Origin of the sequence: Pseudomonas fluorescens (assembly GCF_001648775.1) — a bacterium.
GTDB lineage: Bacteria > Pseudomonadota > Gammaproteobacteria > Pseudomonadales > Pseudomonadaceae > Aquipseudomonas > Aquipseudomonas fluorescens_M.
Window position 1 is genome coordinate 187146 of the sequence record NZ_LVEJ01000019.1, and the last position, 16465, is coordinate 203610.

A 16465-nucleotide genomic window follows, 5' to 3' on the forward strand; every position below is an offset into this window, starting at 1 on the left:
GAACGAAACGACAGTACCAAAAACTCCCGGCGTTTTGCCATCGGTCGCGAATCCTCCCCTGGATTTATCCCCCAAAGGCCCGGCCATATTGCACGCTCCGCCCAGCTAAGTTACTGTGCCGGAACGTATGAACGAGACCTTCCCCGTGTTGATCACCAGCAAACTTCTGGATCAAGTCATCAAGGCACACGCCCGCTGGCGTTGGCGCGCCTGAATCTTTTCTGCCGGCTCCGCCGGATCTGTATCGCTTTGCCTTCCTTGCCCGTTTGAAATGCCGCTGTGCCGACGCACCTGCCTGCGTCCGACATCGTGCAGCGCCCTGCGGGCAAGTCATCTGAAGGCTGTCTCCAAGTCAGAATTCAAGAGGTTCGAAACGCCATGTTGCTGATGATCGACAACTACGACTCCTTTACTTACAACGTTGTGCAATACCTCGGCGAACTGGGTGCCGAAGTCAAAGTCGTGCGCAACGACGAACTGAGCATCGCCGAAATCGAAGCCCTCAAACCTGAGCGCATCGTGATTTCCCCAGGTCCGTGCACGCCAACCGAAGCCGGCATCTCCATCGAAGCGATCAAGCACTTTGCCGGCAAACTGCCGATCCTCGGCGTCTGCCTGGGTCACCAGTCCATCGGCCAGGCTTTTGGCGGCGATGTAGTGCGCGCCCGGCAAGTGATGCACGGTAAGACTAGTCCGGTATTCCATGAGGACAAGGGCGTTTTCGCTGGTCTGAATCATCCGCTGACGGTTACCCGCTACCACTCGCTGATCGTCAAGCACGCGACGTTGCCCGATTGCCTGGAGCTGACCGCGTGGACTCAGCACGATGACGGTTCGGTCGACGAAATCATGGGCCTGCGTCACAAGTCCCTGAACATTGAGGGCGTACAGTTCCACCCCGAGTCGATCCTGACCGAGCAGGGTCATGAGCTGTTTGCCAACTTCCTCAAACAAACCGGCGGCACGCGCTAAGGACTTCCCATGAATATCAAGACAGCCCTGAGCCGTATCGTCGATCACCTCGACCTCAGTACCGATGAAATGCGCGACGTGATGCGCGAAATCATGACCGGCCAATGCAGCGACGCGCAGATCGGCGCGTTCATGATGGCCATGCGCATGAAGAGCGAGAGCATCGACGAAATCGTCGGCGCCGTGTCGGTGATGCGTGAGCTGGCTGATCAGGTTGAGCTGAAGACCCTCGACGGCGTGGTCGATGTGGTCGGTACCGGCGGTGACGGTGCCAATATTTTCAACGTATCGACCGCTTCTTCGTTTGTTGTTGCTGCTGCCGGTTGCACAGTGGCCAAGCACGGCAACCGTGCGGTATCGGGCAAGAGCGGCAGCGCCGACTTGCTGGAAGCTGCCGGCATTTATCTGAACCTGACGCCGGTTCAGGTCGCGCGTTGCATCGATAACGTCGGCATCGGTTTCATGTTCGCCCAGACCCACCACAAAGCCATGAAGTACGCCGCCGGCCCGCGCCGCGATCTCGGCCTGCGTACGCTGTTCAACATGCTCGGCCCGCTTACGAATCCGGCCGGTGTGAAACATCAGGTGGTGGGCGTGTTCACGCCGGCACTGTGCCGGCCGTTGGCCGAAGTCTTGCAGCGCTTGGGCAGCAAGCACGTGCTGGTGGTGCATTCGAAGGACGGTCTGGACGAGTTCAGCCTCGCCGCTCCGACTTTTGTCGCCGAGCTGAAAAACGACGAGATCAGCGAATATTGGGTCGAGCCGGAAGATCTCGGCATGAAGAGCCAGAGCCTGCACGGCCTGTCGGTCGACGGCCCGGAAGCGTCGCTGGCGCTGATCCGCGATGCCCTCGGCAAGCGCAAAACCGAAAACGGCCAGAAAGCCGCCGAAATGATTGTGCTCAACGCCGGTGCTGCGCTGTACGCCGCCGACGTGGCGAGCAGTTTGAAACAGGGTGTCGAGCTTGCGCACGACGCGCTGCACACCGGTCTCGCTCGGGAAAAACTCGAGGAGTTGGGTGCCTTTACCGCGGTATTCAGAGTGGAGAATGAAGGATGAGTGTACCGACGGTTCTGGAAAACATTCTGGCGCGCAAAGTTCAGGAAGTCGCCGAGCGTAGTGCTCGCGTCAGCTTGAGCGAGCTGGAAAGTCTGGCCAAGGCGGCCGATGCACCCCGTGGTTTTGCCCAGGCATTGCTGGCGCAAGCGAAGAAGAAGCAGCCAGCGGTGATTGCCGAAATCAAAAAGGCCTCGCCGAGCAAAGGCGTGATCCGCGAGCACTTCGTTCCGGCCGAGATCGCCAAAAGTTACGAGAAGGGCGGCGCAACCTGTCTGTCCGTGCTGACCGACATCGATTACTTCCAGGGCGCCGACGCTTATCTGCAACAGGCCCGCGCCGCGTGCAGCCTGCCGGTGATCCGCAAGGACTTCATGATCGATCCGTATCAGATCGTCGAAGCGCGTGCGCTGGGCGCCGACTGCGTGCTGTTGATCGTCTCCGCACTGGATGACGTGAAAATGGCCGAGCTGGCCGCCGTCGCCAAAAGCGTCGGCCTCGATGTGCTGGTCGAAGTGCACGATGGCGATGAGCTGGAGCGTGCACTGAAAACCCTCGACACGCCGCTGGTGGGGGTCAACAACCGTAACCTGCACACCTTTGATGTCAGCCTGGAAACCACCCTCGACCTGCTGCCGCGCATTCCGCGCGATCGTCTGGTCATTACCGAGAGCGGCATCCTTAATCGTGCCGATGTCGAACTGATGGAAATCAGCGACGTGTATTCGTTCCTGGTCGGCGAAGCGTTCATGCGCGCGGAAAGTCCGGGCACTGAGCTGCAGCGCCTGTTCTTCCCGGAGCGTGGAGTGTCGATCAGCGGTTCGACCCTCGACTGATATTCTTTCAGACCGAGTCGACACTTTCGCGAGCAAGCTCGCTCCCACATTTGGAATGCATTTCCCCTGTGGGAGCGAGCTTGCTCGCGAAGACGTCCTCATAACCTCTAAAAATTCCAGATCTTCCGGAGTTCTTGATGTCGCTGCCAACCCGCCTGACCATCGAAGCCGGCCTGCAAGCCGAACAGGATTTGCTGGCCTCGGTCTGCGCCGGCGACGCAGAATTCGGCCTTCTATTCTGGCAACCCAGCGATCGCGCACTGGTCATGCCACGCCGCCTCAATCGCCTGCCCGCATTCGACCACGCCTGCGAGGTCTCCGCTGCCGCCGGCTGGCCAGTCCTGCTGCGTGAAACCGGCGGCGAGCCCGTCCCGCAATCCGCCGCCACCATCAACATCGCTTTGGTCTACGCACCACCGCGCAGCGAGGGCGACCTGAACCGCATCGAAACCGGCTATCACCGTCTCTGCGATCCAATCTGTCAGTTGCTCGATGAGTTGGGTGGCACGTCTTCCTTGGGCGAAATTGACGGTGCGTTCTGCGACGGTCGTTTCAACGTCAATCTCGACGGCCGCAAAATGGTCGGCACTGCCCAGCGCTGGCGCCAAAGTCAGGGCGGACAGCGTCCGGTCGGTCTGGTGCACGGGGCGATGCTGATGGATGACGAGCGCGAATCGATGGTCGCGGCGGTCAATCGCTTCAACGAAGCGTGTGGCCTGGAGCAGCGGGTGAGGGCGCAAAGCCACATTGCCCTGCATGAAAAATTCAACGCGCCACAGGCCTTGGCGCGTCTCGATGAGTTGTTTCGTCTGATGCTGGCGCAGATGTACGCTTAGCGGGTACCGAAGACCACCATGGTCTTGCCTTTGACGTCGACCAGGTTGCGTTCTTCAAGATCCTTGAGCACGCGACCGACCATCTCCCGCGAACAGCCGACAATCCGCCCGATCTCCTGACGTGTCACCTTGATCTGCATGCCGTCCGGGTGGGTCATGGCGTCTGGCTGCTTGCACAGTTCCAGCAAGCAACGCGCCACGCGACCGGTGACATCGAAGAACGCCAGGTCGCCGACCTTGCGCGTGGTGTTGCGCAGGCGTTGTGCGATTTGTCCGCTGAGCACGTAAAGAATGTCTGGATCTTGCTGCGACAGTTCGCGGAACTTGGCGTAGCTGATTTCCGCGGTTTCACATTCGACCTTGGCCCGCACCCAGGCACTGCGCTCCTGTTCCTGGCCGGCTTGTTCGAACAGGCCCAGTTCACCGAAGAAATCCCCGGCGTTGAGGTAGGCGATGATCATTTCGCGACCATCGTCGTCCTCGATCAGGATCGTCACCGAACCCTTGATGATGAAATACAGCGTGTCCGAGCGATCGCCCGCACAGATGATGTTGCTCTTGGCCGCATGGCGACGGCGCTGGCAATGCATCAACAGCTTGTCGAGGTTCTTGATTTTGGGTGTGGGGGTAATAGCAACCATGGTTGTATCCCGAAAAGACTGCACGGTGATGTTTGGTTTTTTTATGAGGCGCTGAAGGCGGTTGCTGCACAGCTGACATGGGCGCCAGCGAATTGGCGCCAGCTTAACAGACACTTCGTCGAAAATTCGAGAAATTACCTACGTCGTAGAGGCATCCGTCCTAGGATCAGCGCTCGCTGTCAGGCCGGGGCGCTGTGCTAAGCTGGCGACCCTTTTTTCTACAGTGGAGTCTTGGCGATGAAGGCACGCATCCAATGGGCTGGCGAAGCCATGTTCCTCGGCGAATCCGGCAGCGGTCATGTCGTGGTGATGGACGGTCCGCCGGACGCCGGTGGGCGTAATCTGGGTGTTCGCCCGATGGAAATGCTCCTGCTCGGTGTCGGCGGTTGCAGCAACTTCGACGTGGTCAGCATTCTGAAGAAGTCCCGTCAGGCCGTTGAAAGCTGCGAAGCCTTCCTTGAAGCCGAGCGCGCGACCGAAGATCCGAAGGTGTTCACCAAGATCCACATGCACTTTGTGGTCAAGGGCCGGGGCCTGAAAGAAGCCCAGGTCAAACGCGCGATCGAGTTGTCCGCCGAGAAGTATTGCTCGGCTTCGATCATGCTCGGCGCCGCTGGCGTGGTCATCACTCACGATTACGAAATCGTCGAACTCGGTTGAAGCGACATTCAACTATCATAAAAGCAGTGCAGACTCTGGCGATCCCCCGCTGACGTCTGCATAATGCGCCACTTTTTTCAGGGCAGTGATCGGTCAGCCGACAGGTCATCCGCCTGAACAGATAACCAAAATCGCCATCGCGAAGAGGTGTTAACCGTCCTACGCAGGTGCGTTGTTCGCACTTGACGGGCATGCTTGATCACGCGGCTGCGCCGCATACATAGAGAGTTTTTAACGGTGAAAAGCAAACTCAAGCTCCACGGGTTCAATAACCTGACAAAGACCTTGAGCTTCAACATCTATGACATCTGCTACGCGGAGACCCCGCAAGACCAGCAGGCTTACGTCGAGTACATCAATCAAGAGTACAACGCGAAACGCCTGACGCAGATTCTCACAGAAGTTGTCGAGATCATTGGTGCCAACATCCTGAACATTGCCAGTCAGGACTATGAACCTCAGGGCGCCAGCGTCACGATTCTGATTTCTGAAGAGCCGGTAACCCCGACTGAAAGCCAGATCGAAGAATCGCCGGGCCCGTTGCCCGAAATTATCCTGGCCCACCTCGACAAGAGTCACATTACGGTGCACACCTACCCGGAAATCCATCCGGACGACGGTATTGCAACCTTCCGTGTGGACATCGACGTGTCGACTTGTGGTGTCATCTCACCGCTGAAAGCGCTCAATTTCCTCATTCACCAGTTCGATTCGGACATCGTGACTGTGGACTATCGTGTGCGCGGCTTCACCCGTGACGTTGAAGGCAACAAGCACTTCATCGACCACGAGATCAATTCGATCCAGAACTACCTCTCCGAAGACACTCGCGACGCGTACCAGATGACCGACGTGAACGTGTACCAGGAAAACCTGTTCCACACCAAAATGCTGCTGAAGAACTTTGAACTGGATAACTACCTGTTCGGCGACGCCACCAGCAACCTGTCTCCCGAGCAACGTGCTCAGGTGACCGACCGGGTGAAACACGAAATGCTCGAAATCTTCTACGCGCGCAACATGCCGACCTAAGATCCCCGGGCACAAAAAAGGCGACCTTTCGGTCGCCTTTTTCATTTCTGCCACGAACCCCTGTGGGAGCGAGCCTGCTCGCGAAGGGGCACTCTGCAGCAATACAAATCTCAAATCCGATAAGTACTCTTGGTCATCACCTTGGCCAGAATACTCATCCCGAACTTCACCGGTGCCGGAAAACGGAACCCCCCAGCCTCCAGCGCACTCTCCGCATGATGTTCTTCATCAATGCGCATCTGCTCCAGAATGGCCCGGGACTTCTCGTCCTCGGCCGGCAACTGTTCCAGATGTTCATTCAAGTGTTTGCACACCTGATGTTCGGTCGCTGCGACAAACCCGAGGCTGACCTTGTCGCTGATCAACCCGGCCACCGCGCCAATCCCGAACGACATGCCATAAAACAGCGGATTGAGAATGCTGGTATGGCTGCCCAGCTGATGGATGCGCTGTTCGCACCAGACCAGATGATCAATCTCTTCTTCGGCCGCGTGCTCCATGGCTTCGCGAACCTGTGGCAGCTTGGCGGTCAGCGCCTGCCCTTGATACAACGCCTGGGCGCAGACTTCACCGGTGTGGTTGATACGCATCAGACCGGCGACGTGGCGGGTGTCTTCGTCGCTCATTTGCATTTCCGGTTGCAGAATCGCGGGAGACGGACGGTACGGCTGGCCGCTGAAGGGCAGCAAGGTACGCATCGCGGCATCGGCTTGCAGCAGAAGACGGTCAATGGGCGAGTAGTGACGTTGGGTAGTCATGCTGACCTCCGGGAAGAATCTCGGCGGCCAGTTTAACCGAATCGGCCGGAGAAGGTTTGCGCTGGGTCATTTGCTGCGTGGTCATGCTTTTTTGTGGGGGCGAGCCTGCTGGCGAAAGCGTGGTGTCAGGCACTGAAATGTTGAGCGTGCCGACGTCTTCGCGAGCAGGCTCGCTCCCACAGGGGGCTTGGCTCAACCCGGTGGCCAGTTCATCTGGCGCTGGCCGAGGACGTGCATATGAATGTGGTAGACGGTCTGCCCACCCTTTTCATTGCAGTTCATCACCACGCGGAAACCTTCTTCGCAGCCCAGTTCCAGCGCCAGACGCTGCGCAGTGAACAGGATATGCCCGGCCAGTGCCTTGTCGTCTTCGGTCAGGTCGTTGAGCGTGCGCACCGGTTTTTTCGGGATCACCAGGAAATGCACCGGTGCCTGAGGGGCGATGTCGTGGAAGGCCAGAACCTGGTCGTCCTCGTAAATGATCTTGGCCGGGATTTCCCGGTTGATGATCTTGGTGAACAGAGTATCCACTGCTGTTTTCTCCGTTGTTTGGGCTGGTCTGAGTGTACTCAGGGCGGCTTATCCCGCCCAGTGTTTTACCTGTAGGGCATTTCAGCGCGGGCAGTAAGCCTTGTTGACCATGCCGACAATGGTGCGATTGAGCCAGCGCGAACCCAGTCGTGGCAGGAACGCGAACCAGCGATTGCGTCGCCCCGGAATGATGATTGCGCGGTTTTTGTCGAGGGCGCGCACGGTATACAGCGCGACTTCCTCGGGGCTCATGAGCATTTTGCTGTCTTTGAGTTTGTCGCTGTTGAGCTGTGCGTTACGGAAAAATGCCGTGCGGGTCGGGCCAGGACACAGCACCGAAACCTTCACCGCACTCTGTTTGAGTTCAACCCGCAATGCTTCGGAGAAGTGCAGGACATACGCCTTGCTGGCGTAATAGGTACTCATCCACGGGCCCGGGTTGAACGCGGCGACCGAGGCAACGTTCAGAATCTGTCCGCCACCCTGTAGCGCCATGCTATTGCCGATGGCGTGGCACAAGCGGGTGAGGGCGAGGATATTCACCTCGATCAGATCCTGCTCGGTCATCCAGTCCTGCGCGAGAAACGGGCCACAGGTGCCGATGCCGGCGCAGTTCACCAACAGATCGATCTGGCGGTCACCTTCTTCCAGCTCCAGTAAAAAGCCGGACAGGCGTAACGGTTCGCCCAAATCACAGGCGCGGAACAATACCTCGACGCCAAAACGCTGGGTCAGTTCGATCGCAATGCTTTCCAGCTGATCACGCTGTCGGGCCACCAGAATCAGGCTGCGGCCACGCCGGGCCAACGCTTCGGCCATGGCCAGGCCGATGCCGCTGGAAGCGCCGGTGATCAGTGCGTAACGGGTCATGCAATTCTCCATCGCAACAGCTCCGCGCCGGCGACGCGGGTGTCACGGCGGGGAGCGCTGTTCATTCTTTCGCAGAGTCTACAGGGGCCTGCGCCGCTTCGGCGGCCTCGTCGGCGGAATCCGCTGGCGCTTCGACCTCTACTTCGACTTCATCAGTGGTCACCGAGCCACTTTCGTAGCTGCTTTCCAGATTGCTTTCGTATTCCTGCTGGATGGCGGAAATTCCGCCGAGCATGCCGCCGGCAAACACCAGCGCAAAAAACACGATCCACAAGGAGCACAACACTTTCACCGCAGTGCTGTTCGGCGGAGGGGGAGGGCCGTAGCGATTGGCACCGGTATTGCCCGGTACGACCATGATCACCAGCGGAAAAAAACTGCCCACGAACGGTACAAGGTTGAGCAGCCAAAGCCAGCCCGACCAGCCGATATCGTGCAAGCGCTGGACGCTGAACAGAATGCTGACAATCAGGAAGCCGATAAACAGGAAGAAGGCGAAGATCCCGCCAATGATCAGGCCGGTGGTGGAGTCGCCGCTGACCAGGCCAAGCGCCAACAGGGCGAATACCCCGATAATGGGCAGCGTGACCAGGCTCAGCACCATTGTCCAGGCGAGAAAGCGCAGGCGACCGATGCGGCCTTCGACGCTGAATGGCTTGAGTGTGGCGAACGCCGGCAGGTGCTCCCCGACACTGGCGCGAGGCGGCGCATACGGTGAGTCCGGTTCTGCCACGACCGTGGCATGTTCCTGGACGTCCGCCAGATTCAGTTCGATTGCCGTCTCGGCTTCAATGCGCGCGTCAATCCCGGTTTTGCTCAGCGCTTGCAGATAAGCCTGCGCATCGCTGTGGGACAGGTCACGTTTGAGTGCCACGGCGCGGCCATTGAACAGGCGTTCGATGGCGGCCACGTCGCTTTTGAACAGGTCAGCCAGATTGAGCTTGGCCGTGGTGATATCGACACCGGGCTGCAGAGTACCGTCGAATACGATCTTGTAACGGGGTTCGCTCATTACCGAGGCATCCTTGTCGCGAATGGGTTGAAAGGTCGTCAGTGTAAGGCCAGCCTTGGGTTGACTGGCCTGATTTTTTATCCGCGCGGCCAGCGTTTGGGCAATTGTGCTGCGCGCTCCTGGGCTTGCCGGTATTCAGCGTCAAGGCGCGCGATCAGTTGATCCACGCTCGGCAGATCCGTGATATCGCCAACTCCCTGGCCGGCCGACCACACGGTTTTCCAGGCCTTGGCTTCGTCATTGATCGGTTTGAGCTTGTCGCCGAAATTCACCTCGCCTTTGCCTTGCAGGGCCGCCAGATCGAAGCCGGCCGCTTCCAGACTCTGGCGCATGAAACTGGCCGGTACGCCCGACACTGCAGGAGTATGGATGATGTCGGCCGCTTTGGCTGTCAGCAGCATCTCCTTATAGGCGTCAGGCGCATGACTTTCAGTCGTACCGATAAATCGCGTGCCGAAGTAGGCCAAATCCGCACCCAGCAGCTGAGCGGCCAAAATCTCATGGCCATGGTTCAGACATCCTGCCAGCAACAACGTTTTGTCGAAGAACTGACGGATCTCGGCGATCAGTGAAAACGGGCTCCAGGTGCCGGCATGACCGCCGGCTCCGGCGGCGACCGCAATCAAACCATCGACGCCAGCCTCGGCGGCTTTCTCGGCATGACGACGGGTCGTCACGTCGTGGAACACCAGACCGCCGTAGCTGTGTACGGCATCGACCAGTTCTTTCACCGCACCAAGGCTGGTGATGACGATGGGTACCTTGTGTTCGACGCAGATGCTCAGGTCCGCCTGCAAGCGCGGGTTGCTGTTGTGAACGATCAGGTTCACTGCGTAAGGCGCCGGATTGTCCAGTGTCGCCAGGCCTGCCTCGATCTGCTCCAGCCAGGCCTTGAAGCCGCTACTTTCGCGCTGGTTCAGTGCCGGGAAGCTGCCGACCACGCCATTGCGGCAGCAGGCCAGAACCAGTTCCGGATTGGAAATCAGAAACATCGGCGCCGCCACCACGGGCAGGCGCAGACGTTGTTCGAGCAGAGCGGGCAGCGACATTGGAATACCCCGAAGTAGTGTGCTTGTTGAAGTTAGAACGGCCGAACCACGACCAGAATTACGATAGCCAGCAATACCAGAACCGGCACTTCATTGAACCAGCGATAAAAGACATGGCTGCGGGTGTTCTCGCCACGGGCAAAACGTTTTACTTGCGCGCCGCACATATGGTGGTAACCGATCAGTAAGACGACCAGCGTCAATTTGGCGTGGATCCAGCCACCCTGACTGAAGATGCTTGGGTTGAGGTAGATCAGCCAGCCGCCAAAGATCAGCGTGGCGATCATCGCCGGCCCCATGATGCCGCGATACAGCTTGCGCTCCATGACGCTGAAGCGTTCTTTGCTGATAGTGTCCTCGCTTTGCGCGTGATAAACGAACAGGCGCGGCAAATAGAACAGGCCGGCAAACCAGCAAACGACGCTGACAATGTGAAAAGCTTTGATCCATAGATAGAGCATTTTTAGTTATTCCAGGTTCACGGTAGCCCGGATAGTAGAGGCTTGAGCGTCCGCACGTCACCTTGACGGTTGTCGCAGGGGCGCGCGGCCCCTATTATCGACGGCTTTCCAGTGGGTTCGTTGAGGGCAGGTTTATGGTCAAGGTCGGTATCGTCGGCGGCACGGGTTACACCGGTGTCGAACTGCTGCGTCTGTTGGCACAGCATCCGCAGGCAGAAGTGGTGGTGATCACTTCCCGATCCGAGGCCGGTCTGGCCGTGGCTGATATGTACCCCAACCTGCGCGGTCACTACGACGGCTTGGCTTTCAGCGTGCCTGACATCAAAACCCTCGGCGCCTGCGACGTGGTGTTCTTCGCTACGCCGCATGGTGTCGCGCACGCCTTGGCGGGCGAGTTGCTGGCGGCGGGCACCAAAGTCATCGACCTGTCGGCGGACTTCCGTCTGCAAGACGCTGAAGAGTGGGCCAAATGGTACGGCCAGCCGCACGGCGCGCCAGAGTTGCTCGATGAAGCGGTTTACGGTCTGCCGGAAGTCAATCGCGAGCAGATCAAGAAAGCTCGCCTGATCGCGGTGCCGGGTTGCTATCCAACCGCTACACAGCTGGGTTTCCTGCCTTTGCTGGAAGCAGGTCTGGCCGACACTTCGCGTCTGATCGCTGACTGCAAATCCGGTGTCAGCGGCGCCGGCCGTGGTGCTGCGGTAGGTTCGCTGTACTCCGAGACATCGGAAAGCATGAAGGCCTACGCGGTGAAAGGTCACCGTCACCTGCCGGAAATTCGCCAGGGTCTGCGTCGTGCAGCGGGCAAGGATGTGGGATTGACCTTCGTTCCACACCTGACGCCGATGATTCGCGGCATTCACTCCACGCTGTATGCGACCGTGGTTGATCGCTCGGTGGATCTGCAGGCGCTGTTTGAAAAGCGTTACGCCAATGAGCCGTTCGTCGATGTAATGCCGGCCGGCAGCCATCCTGAGACTCGTAGCGTACGGGGCGCCAACGTCTGCCGTATCGCCGTGCACCGTCCACAGGATGGCGATCTGGTGGTGGTGCTGTCGGTGATCGACAACCTGGTCAAAGGTGCGTCGGGGCAGGCGGTGCAGAACATGAACATCCTGTTCGGGCTGGACGAGCGCTTCGGCCTGTCGCATGCCGGTATGCTGCCGTAACACTTTAAGCCGCGCAGCAAAAAGGCCCGTCAAACGGGCCTTTTTGCATTCTGAACAGCTCGTCGGCTTTATTGATATACCGTAACAATAGTTGACCGATTTTCTAGGACAAGCGGATAATGCGCGTCATCACGCATTATGGCGGCGTAACGCCGGGAGATAGTCAGCATGAGCGTCGAATCCTTCACCCCCACGGCTTTGCAATTCACTCATGGTGCTGCGCACAAGGTGAAGAGCCTGGTCGATGAAGAGGGGAATGATCGCTTGAAGCTGCGCGTATTCGTTACGGGCGGCGGTTGTTCAGGGTTTCAGTACGGTTTCACCTTCGATGAAGACGTGGCCGATGACGACACCATCGTCGAGCGCGAAGGCGTGAGTCTGGTGGTTGATCCGATGAGCTTCCAGTACCTGGCCGGTGCTGAAGTGGATTACCAGGAAGGGCTGGAAGGTTCGCGCTTCGTGATCAAAAACCCTAACGCCACCACGACGTGTGGTTGCGGGTCTTCGTTCTCGATCTGATCGTCCTTCGCTTCAGACAACAAAACGCCGCAAAACCTTACGGTTCTGCGGCGTTTTTTGTTGCCCGTGTTTTGGTCAGTTGGGGTAAATCGCGCCGAGTACGCGCAGGCCTTTGGCGCCGGTGACGCTCGGGCGGTTGGCGGCGATGCCTTCGAGGCAGCAATGGGCGAGCCAGGCGAAGGCCATGGCCTCAACCCAGTCCGGATCAACACCGTGGGTCGCAGTGGTGGCGACCGTGGTGGTCGGCAGCAACTCGGCCATACGCTTCATCAGCGTGGCGTTGTGCGCGCCACCGCCGCAGACCAACAATTCTTGAGTCGCAGATTGAGCGCTTTGCAGCGACTCGACGATGGTCAGTGCGGTAAGTTCGAGCAGCGTAGCCTGCACGTTTTCAGGCGCGAAGCTCGGTAGTCGCGCCAGGTGCTGTTCCAGCCATGCAAGGTTGAACACTTCGCGGCCGGTGCTTTTCGGGCCTTTAGTCATGAAGAACGGATCGCTGAGCAGGGCCTTCAGCAAGGCTGGCTCGATTGCGCCGCTGGCAGCCCATTGTCCGTTGCGATCGTAGTTTTCACCGCGCCGCTGGTGAATCCAGGCGTCCATCAGAACATTCCCCGGGCCGCAGTCGAAACCGGCTACAGGCTTGGTCGGCTCAATCAGACTGAGGTTGCTGAAACCGCCGACATTCAAGACGGCCTGGTTACCGGTACGCTCTTCGAATAAAGCTTCATGGAAGGCTGGAACCAGTGGCGCGCCTTGCCCACCCGCTGCGACGTCGCGACTGCGGAAATCGCTGACGACAGTAATGCCCGTCAATTCGGTCAGCAGGGCAGGGTTACCGATCTGCACGGTAAAGCCGCGTGCCGGCTCATGGCGAATCGTTTGACCGTGGCTGCCGATCGCACGAATCGCCGCAGGTTTCAGCTGCTGCTGATTAAGGAGGGTGTGGATGCCCTGCGCAGCGAGCCTCACCCAGTTCTGCTGAGCAATCGCCGAGCGGGCGATCTCGTCAGGGCCGCTGGCGCACAAGCCAAGCAGCTCGGCACGCAGGGATTCAGGCATGGGAATGTAATGCGTGGCGACCAGTTTGATCGCCGAGGTCTGCTCAATCAGGGCAATGTCCAGACCGTCGAGGCTGGTGCCGGACATCACGCCGATATACAGGGACATGGCTTAGCGCTTGCTCGAAGCCAGCATGGTGGCCTTCTCTTGATCCATGCGCGCCATCAGCGGTTGGCTCTGTGCAAGGAAGCGAGCGCGTTCGGCCTTGGCAATCGGATCAGCCATTGGCAGCTTCTGGCCCAGCGGGTCGACGTGGACACCGTTGACCTGGAACTCATAGTGCAAGTGCGGCCCGGTGGACAGCCCAGTGGTGCCGATGTAGCCAATCACTTGGCCTTGTTTCACGGTACCGCCAGTCTTCACGCCTTTGGCAAAGCCTTGCATGTGGCCATACAGCGTACGGTAGGTGTTGCCGTGCTGGATGATCACGGTGTTGCCGTAGCCACCGCGACGCCCGGCCAGCAGTACTTTACCGTCACCGGCAGCCTTGATTGGCGTACCGCGTGGCGCTGCGTAATCGACGCCTTTGTGGGCGCGGATCTTGTTGAGGATCGGGTGTTTACGGCCCATGGAGAATTTCGAGCTGATGCGGGCGAAGTCCACCGGTGTGCGGATGAACGCCTTGCGCATGCTGTTGCCGTCAGCGGTGTAGTAGCTGCTGTTGCCTTGTTTATTGGTGTAACGCACAGCGGTGTAGGTCTTGCCGCGGTTGGTGAAGCGGGCGGAGAGGATAGGGCCAGTGCCGACGGCTTTACCGTTGACGACCTTCTGCTCGTAGATCACGTCGAATTCGTCGCCTTGGCGGATGTCCTGGGCGAAGTCGACGTCGTAGCCGAAGACGCTGGCCATGTCCATGGTCAGGCTGTGAGATAGGCCTGCACGGGCCGCGGATTGCGACAGCGAACTGTTGATTACGCCGTGTACATAAGCCGTGCGCACCGTAGGTTTGGCCGTTACCCGGTTGAACGCATAACCCTTGTCGTTCTTGGTCAGGGTGATGGTTTCGACGTCGCTGACCTTGCTGTGCAGGCTGGTCAACTGGCCTTCAGGGTTGAGTTCGAATTCGAGTTTCTGACCATGCTTCAGCTGGCTGAACTGCTTGGCTTGTTTGTCGCTGGCCAATACTTCATGCACGGCAGCGGCCGGAAGACCGACCTTTTCGAACAGGGTGGACAGCGTATCGCCCTTCGAGACGATGACTTCGCGATGACCGGGAGCTTTTGGTTTCTCGGCAATCGGAGCGGGCGCCGGCACGGCCTCAGCGGTTTCGGAGGTGTTTTCGTCCGCGTTTTCGATCTGGGCAAACGGTGAAGCTACTGGCTCATTTGTGGCTTGAACGGCGTCAGCAGCGTCTTGATCTTGTGTCAGTTGTTCAGCAGGACTTTCCAGTTCAAGGCTCAGGGTCGTCTTTTTGGCTTCAACATCACTGGAAGGGAATACCAGTAGCGCCAGGCTGAGAAGGGCGGCGATTCCACTTGCGGCGAGCAGGTGGGTCTTCGGGTAAAGCGGGGGCGCTTTAGACGGTTCTGTGGTCATAAGTAATTTTGACTTTGAAAAATGATGAATTGGAAAAGATGAATGACATGATGAAGATGAAATAACTGTATAAAATATAACCAAATCATCTCTGAAGCAAGTCTACAGACAGCGCGTTTGTGGATTGGTGTCCGTGCGCCGGGCAAAACTTGTAATTGGTGCGCGATCTTGTATGGTTGGTTCCCTTTGAATCTGAGCCTTGCGGGTCTGTTATGAAGTCGGTTGAAGAGCAGCTAGCGCTGATTAAACGTGGTGCGGAAGAACTATTGGTCGAGTCCGAGCTGATCGAGAAGCTCAAGCGCGGCCAGCCGCTGCGTATCAAGGCTGGTTTTGATCCAACCGCTCCGGATCTGCACTTGGGTCACACGGTGCTTATTAATAAGCTGCGCCAGTTCCAGGAGCTGGGGCATCAAGTGATCTTCCTTATAGGTGATTTCACCGGGATGATCGGTGATCCGAGCGGCAAGAGCGCCACGCGCCCGCCGCTGACTCGCGAACAAGTTCTGGAGAACGCCGAGACCTACAAGACTCAGGTGTTCAAGATTCTCGATCCGGCGAAAACCGAAGTAGCGTTCAACTCCACCTGGATGGATCAGATGGGGCCGGCGGACTTCATTCGCCTGACTTCGCAATACACCGTCGCGCGCATGCTTGAGCGCGATGACTTCGACAAGCGCTACACCACCAATCAGCCGATCGCTATCCACGAGTTCCTCTATCCGCTGGTTCAGGGTTACGACTCGGTGGCACTGCGTGCGGACGTCGAGCTGGGCGGCACCGATCAGAAGTTCAACTTGCTGATGGGGCGTGAGCTGCAGCGTGGTTATGGTCAAGAAGCGCAATGCATTCTGACCATGCCGTTGCTTGAAGGTCTGGATGGCGTGAAGAAGATGTCCAAGTCGTTGGGCAACTATGTCGGCATCCAAGAAGCGCCGGGCGTCATGTACAGCAAGCTGGTTTCGATTCCGGATGCATTGATGTGGCGTTACTTCGAGCTGCTCAGCTTCCGTTCGATGGATGAGATCAATGCATTGCGTGCCGATGTAGAGGCGGGTGCCAATCCGCGGGACGTTAAAATCAAACTGGCGGAAGAGATCGTTGCGCGTTTCCATGGTGAGGAGGCTGCGGCCAATGCTCATCGCGCGGCGGGTAACCGCATGAAGGATGGCGAACTGCCGGATGATCTGCCGGAGATCGAACTGGCCTCCACTGAAGACATGCCGATTGCGGCTGTCCTTAATAAGGCAGGCCTGGTGAAGAACTCTGCAGCGGCGCGCGACCTGTTGGCGTCCGGCGGTGTACGTGTTGATGGTGAGGTGGTTGATCGCTCCTTTATATATGTACTGGGCGCAACCCATGTCTGCCAGGCGGGCAAGAAGGCATTTGCACGTATTACGCTCAAATCCGAGTAAAGCTGAAAATAAGGGTTGACGGCGAATTTCAGATGTCTATAATTCGCCCCACTTCC

Annotated in this window: 18 protein-coding genes; 9 read left to right on the top strand and 9 right to left on the bottom strand. The window is 58.4% G+C overall.

Translation table 11 applies throughout. The features are described from left to right. Positions 1–378 precede the first annotated feature (378 nt). From A8O26_RS18660 to A8O26_RS18675, 4 genes are all read left to right on the top strand, one after another. Positions 379–972 carry an aminodeoxychorismate/anthranilate synthase component II gene (locus A8O26_RS18660; RefSeq protein WP_064119284.1) on the top strand — a complete coding sequence of 198 codons (594 nt, stop codon included), beginning with the start codon at positions 379–381 and terminating at the stop codon, positions 970–972. A 9-nt stretch (positions 973–981) separates the two neighbouring features. Continuing rightward, on the top strand, positions 982–2031 hold the full coding sequence (gene trpD, locus A8O26_RS18665; RefSeq protein ID WP_064119285.1) for an anthranilate phosphoribosyltransferase: 1050 nt from the start codon (positions 982–984) through the stop codon (positions 2029–2031). After that, on the top strand, positions 2028–2864 hold the full coding sequence (trpC, locus tag A8O26_RS18670; protein ID WP_064119286.1) for an indole-3-glycerol phosphate synthase TrpC: 837 nt from the start codon (positions 2028–2030) through the stop codon (positions 2862–2864). The genes trpD and trpC overlap by 4 nt, the downstream gene beginning before the upstream one ends. A gap of 137 nt (positions 2865–3001) precedes the next feature. Then, the gene (locus A8O26_RS18675) at positions 3002–3700 is read left to right on the top strand and encodes a lipoate--protein ligase family protein (protein WP_064119287.1); all 699 of its coding nucleotides are present in this window, start codon (positions 3002–3004) and stop codon (positions 3698–3700) included. Here the strand turns inward: A8O26_RS18675 and crp are convergent. Beyond that, on the bottom strand, positions 3697–4341 hold the full coding sequence (gene crp / locus A8O26_RS18680; protein WP_008088598.1) for a cAMP-activated global transcriptional regulator CRP: 645 nt from the start codon (positions 4339–4341) through the stop codon (positions 3697–3699). The genes A8O26_RS18675 and crp overlap by 4 nt on opposite strands. 237 nt (positions 4342–4578) lie before the next feature. On the opposite strand from crp, the gene A8O26_RS18685 reads away from it, so the two are divergent. Together A8O26_RS18685 and speD are read left to right on the top strand one after the other, a co-directional pair. Continuing rightward, complete coding sequence (locus A8O26_RS18685; protein ID WP_064119288.1) at positions 4579–5001, top strand: OsmC family protein; 423 nt, start codon at positions 4579–4581, stop codon at positions 4999–5001. A 237-nt stretch (positions 5002–5238) separates the two neighbouring features. Continuing rightward, positions 5239–6033 carry an adenosylmethionine decarboxylase gene (gene speD / locus A8O26_RS18690; RefSeq protein ID WP_016983471.1) on the top strand — a complete coding sequence of 265 codons (795 nt, stop codon included), beginning with the start codon at positions 5239–5241 and terminating at the stop codon, positions 6031–6033. A 110-nt stretch (positions 6034–6143) separates the two neighbouring features. Here speD and coq7 read toward each other — a convergent pair whose 3' ends face one another. From coq7 to hemJ, 6 genes are all read right to left on the bottom strand, one after another. Continuing rightward, the gene (gene coq7, locus A8O26_RS18695) at positions 6144–6791 is read right to left on the bottom strand and encodes a 2-polyprenyl-3-methyl-6-methoxy-1,4-benzoquinone monooxygenase (RefSeq protein ID WP_064119289.1); all 648 of its coding nucleotides are present in this window, start codon (positions 6789–6791) and stop codon (positions 6144–6146) included. Between the two features lie 192 nt (positions 6792–6983). Further along, entirely contained in the window at positions 6984–7322 is a 339-nt protein-coding gene (locus A8O26_RS18700; protein ID WP_003228789.1) for a histidine triad nucleotide-binding protein, read from the bottom strand. Between the two features lie 81 nt (positions 7323–7403). Further along, positions 7404–8192: an SDR family NAD(P)-dependent oxidoreductase gene (locus A8O26_RS18705; protein ID WP_064119290.1), complete on the bottom strand. Its 789-nt coding sequence runs from the start codon at positions 8190–8192 to the stop codon at positions 7404–7406. A 61-nt stretch (positions 8193–8253) separates the two neighbouring features. Then, positions 8254–9204 carry a DUF805 domain-containing protein gene (locus tag A8O26_RS18710; protein WP_064119291.1) on the bottom strand — a complete coding sequence of 317 codons (951 nt, stop codon included), beginning with the start codon at positions 9202–9204 and terminating at the stop codon, positions 8254–8256. A gap of 77 nt (positions 9205–9281) precedes the next feature. Further along, positions 9282–10253 (bottom strand): NAD(P)H-dependent flavin oxidoreductase, encoded by a 972-nt coding sequence (locus A8O26_RS18715; protein WP_064119292.1) that lies wholly within the window; start codon positions 10251–10253, stop codon positions 9282–9284. A 32-nt stretch (positions 10254–10285) separates the two neighbouring features. Continuing rightward, a complete protein-coding gene (gene hemJ, locus A8O26_RS18720; protein WP_064119293.1) occupies positions 10286–10714 on the bottom strand; it encodes a protoporphyrinogen oxidase HemJ in 429 nt (142 codons plus the stop codon). Positions 10715–10848: 134 nt separating this feature from the next. Between hemJ and argC the strand changes: the two genes are divergently transcribed. Continuing rightward, entirely contained in the window at positions 10849–11883 is a 1035-nt protein-coding gene (gene argC / locus A8O26_RS18725) for an N-acetyl-gamma-glutamyl-phosphate reductase (RefSeq protein WP_034155112.1), read from the top strand. Positions 11884–12051: 168 nt separating this feature from the next. Beyond that, positions 12052–12402 (top strand): iron-sulfur cluster insertion protein ErpA, encoded by a 351-nt coding sequence (erpA, locus tag A8O26_RS18730; protein ID WP_003176443.1) that lies wholly within the window; start codon positions 12052–12054, stop codon positions 12400–12402. Positions 12403–12477: 75 nt separating this feature from the next. Here the strand turns inward: erpA and A8O26_RS18735 are convergent, their stop codons facing one another. Both A8O26_RS18735 and A8O26_RS18740 read right to left on the bottom strand, forming a co-directional pair. Further along, positions 12478–13569 carry an anhydro-N-acetylmuramic acid kinase gene (locus A8O26_RS18735; protein WP_064119294.1) on the bottom strand — a complete coding sequence of 364 codons (1092 nt, stop codon included), beginning with the start codon at positions 13567–13569 and terminating at the stop codon, positions 12478–12480. A 3-nt stretch (positions 13570–13572) separates the two neighbouring features. Further along, the gene (locus A8O26_RS18740; protein ID WP_064119295.1) at positions 13573–14997 is read right to left on the bottom strand and encodes a peptidoglycan DD-metalloendopeptidase family protein; all 1425 of its coding nucleotides are present in this window, start codon (positions 14995–14997) and stop codon (positions 13573–13575) included. A 212-nt stretch (positions 14998–15209) separates the two neighbouring features. On the opposite strand from A8O26_RS18740, the gene tyrS reads away from it, so the two are divergent. After that, positions 15210–16409 (top strand): tyrosine--tRNA ligase, encoded by a 1200-nt coding sequence (tyrS, locus tag A8O26_RS18745; RefSeq protein WP_064119296.1) that lies wholly within the window; start codon positions 15210–15212, stop codon positions 16407–16409. Positions 16410–16465 lie beyond the last annotated feature (56 nt).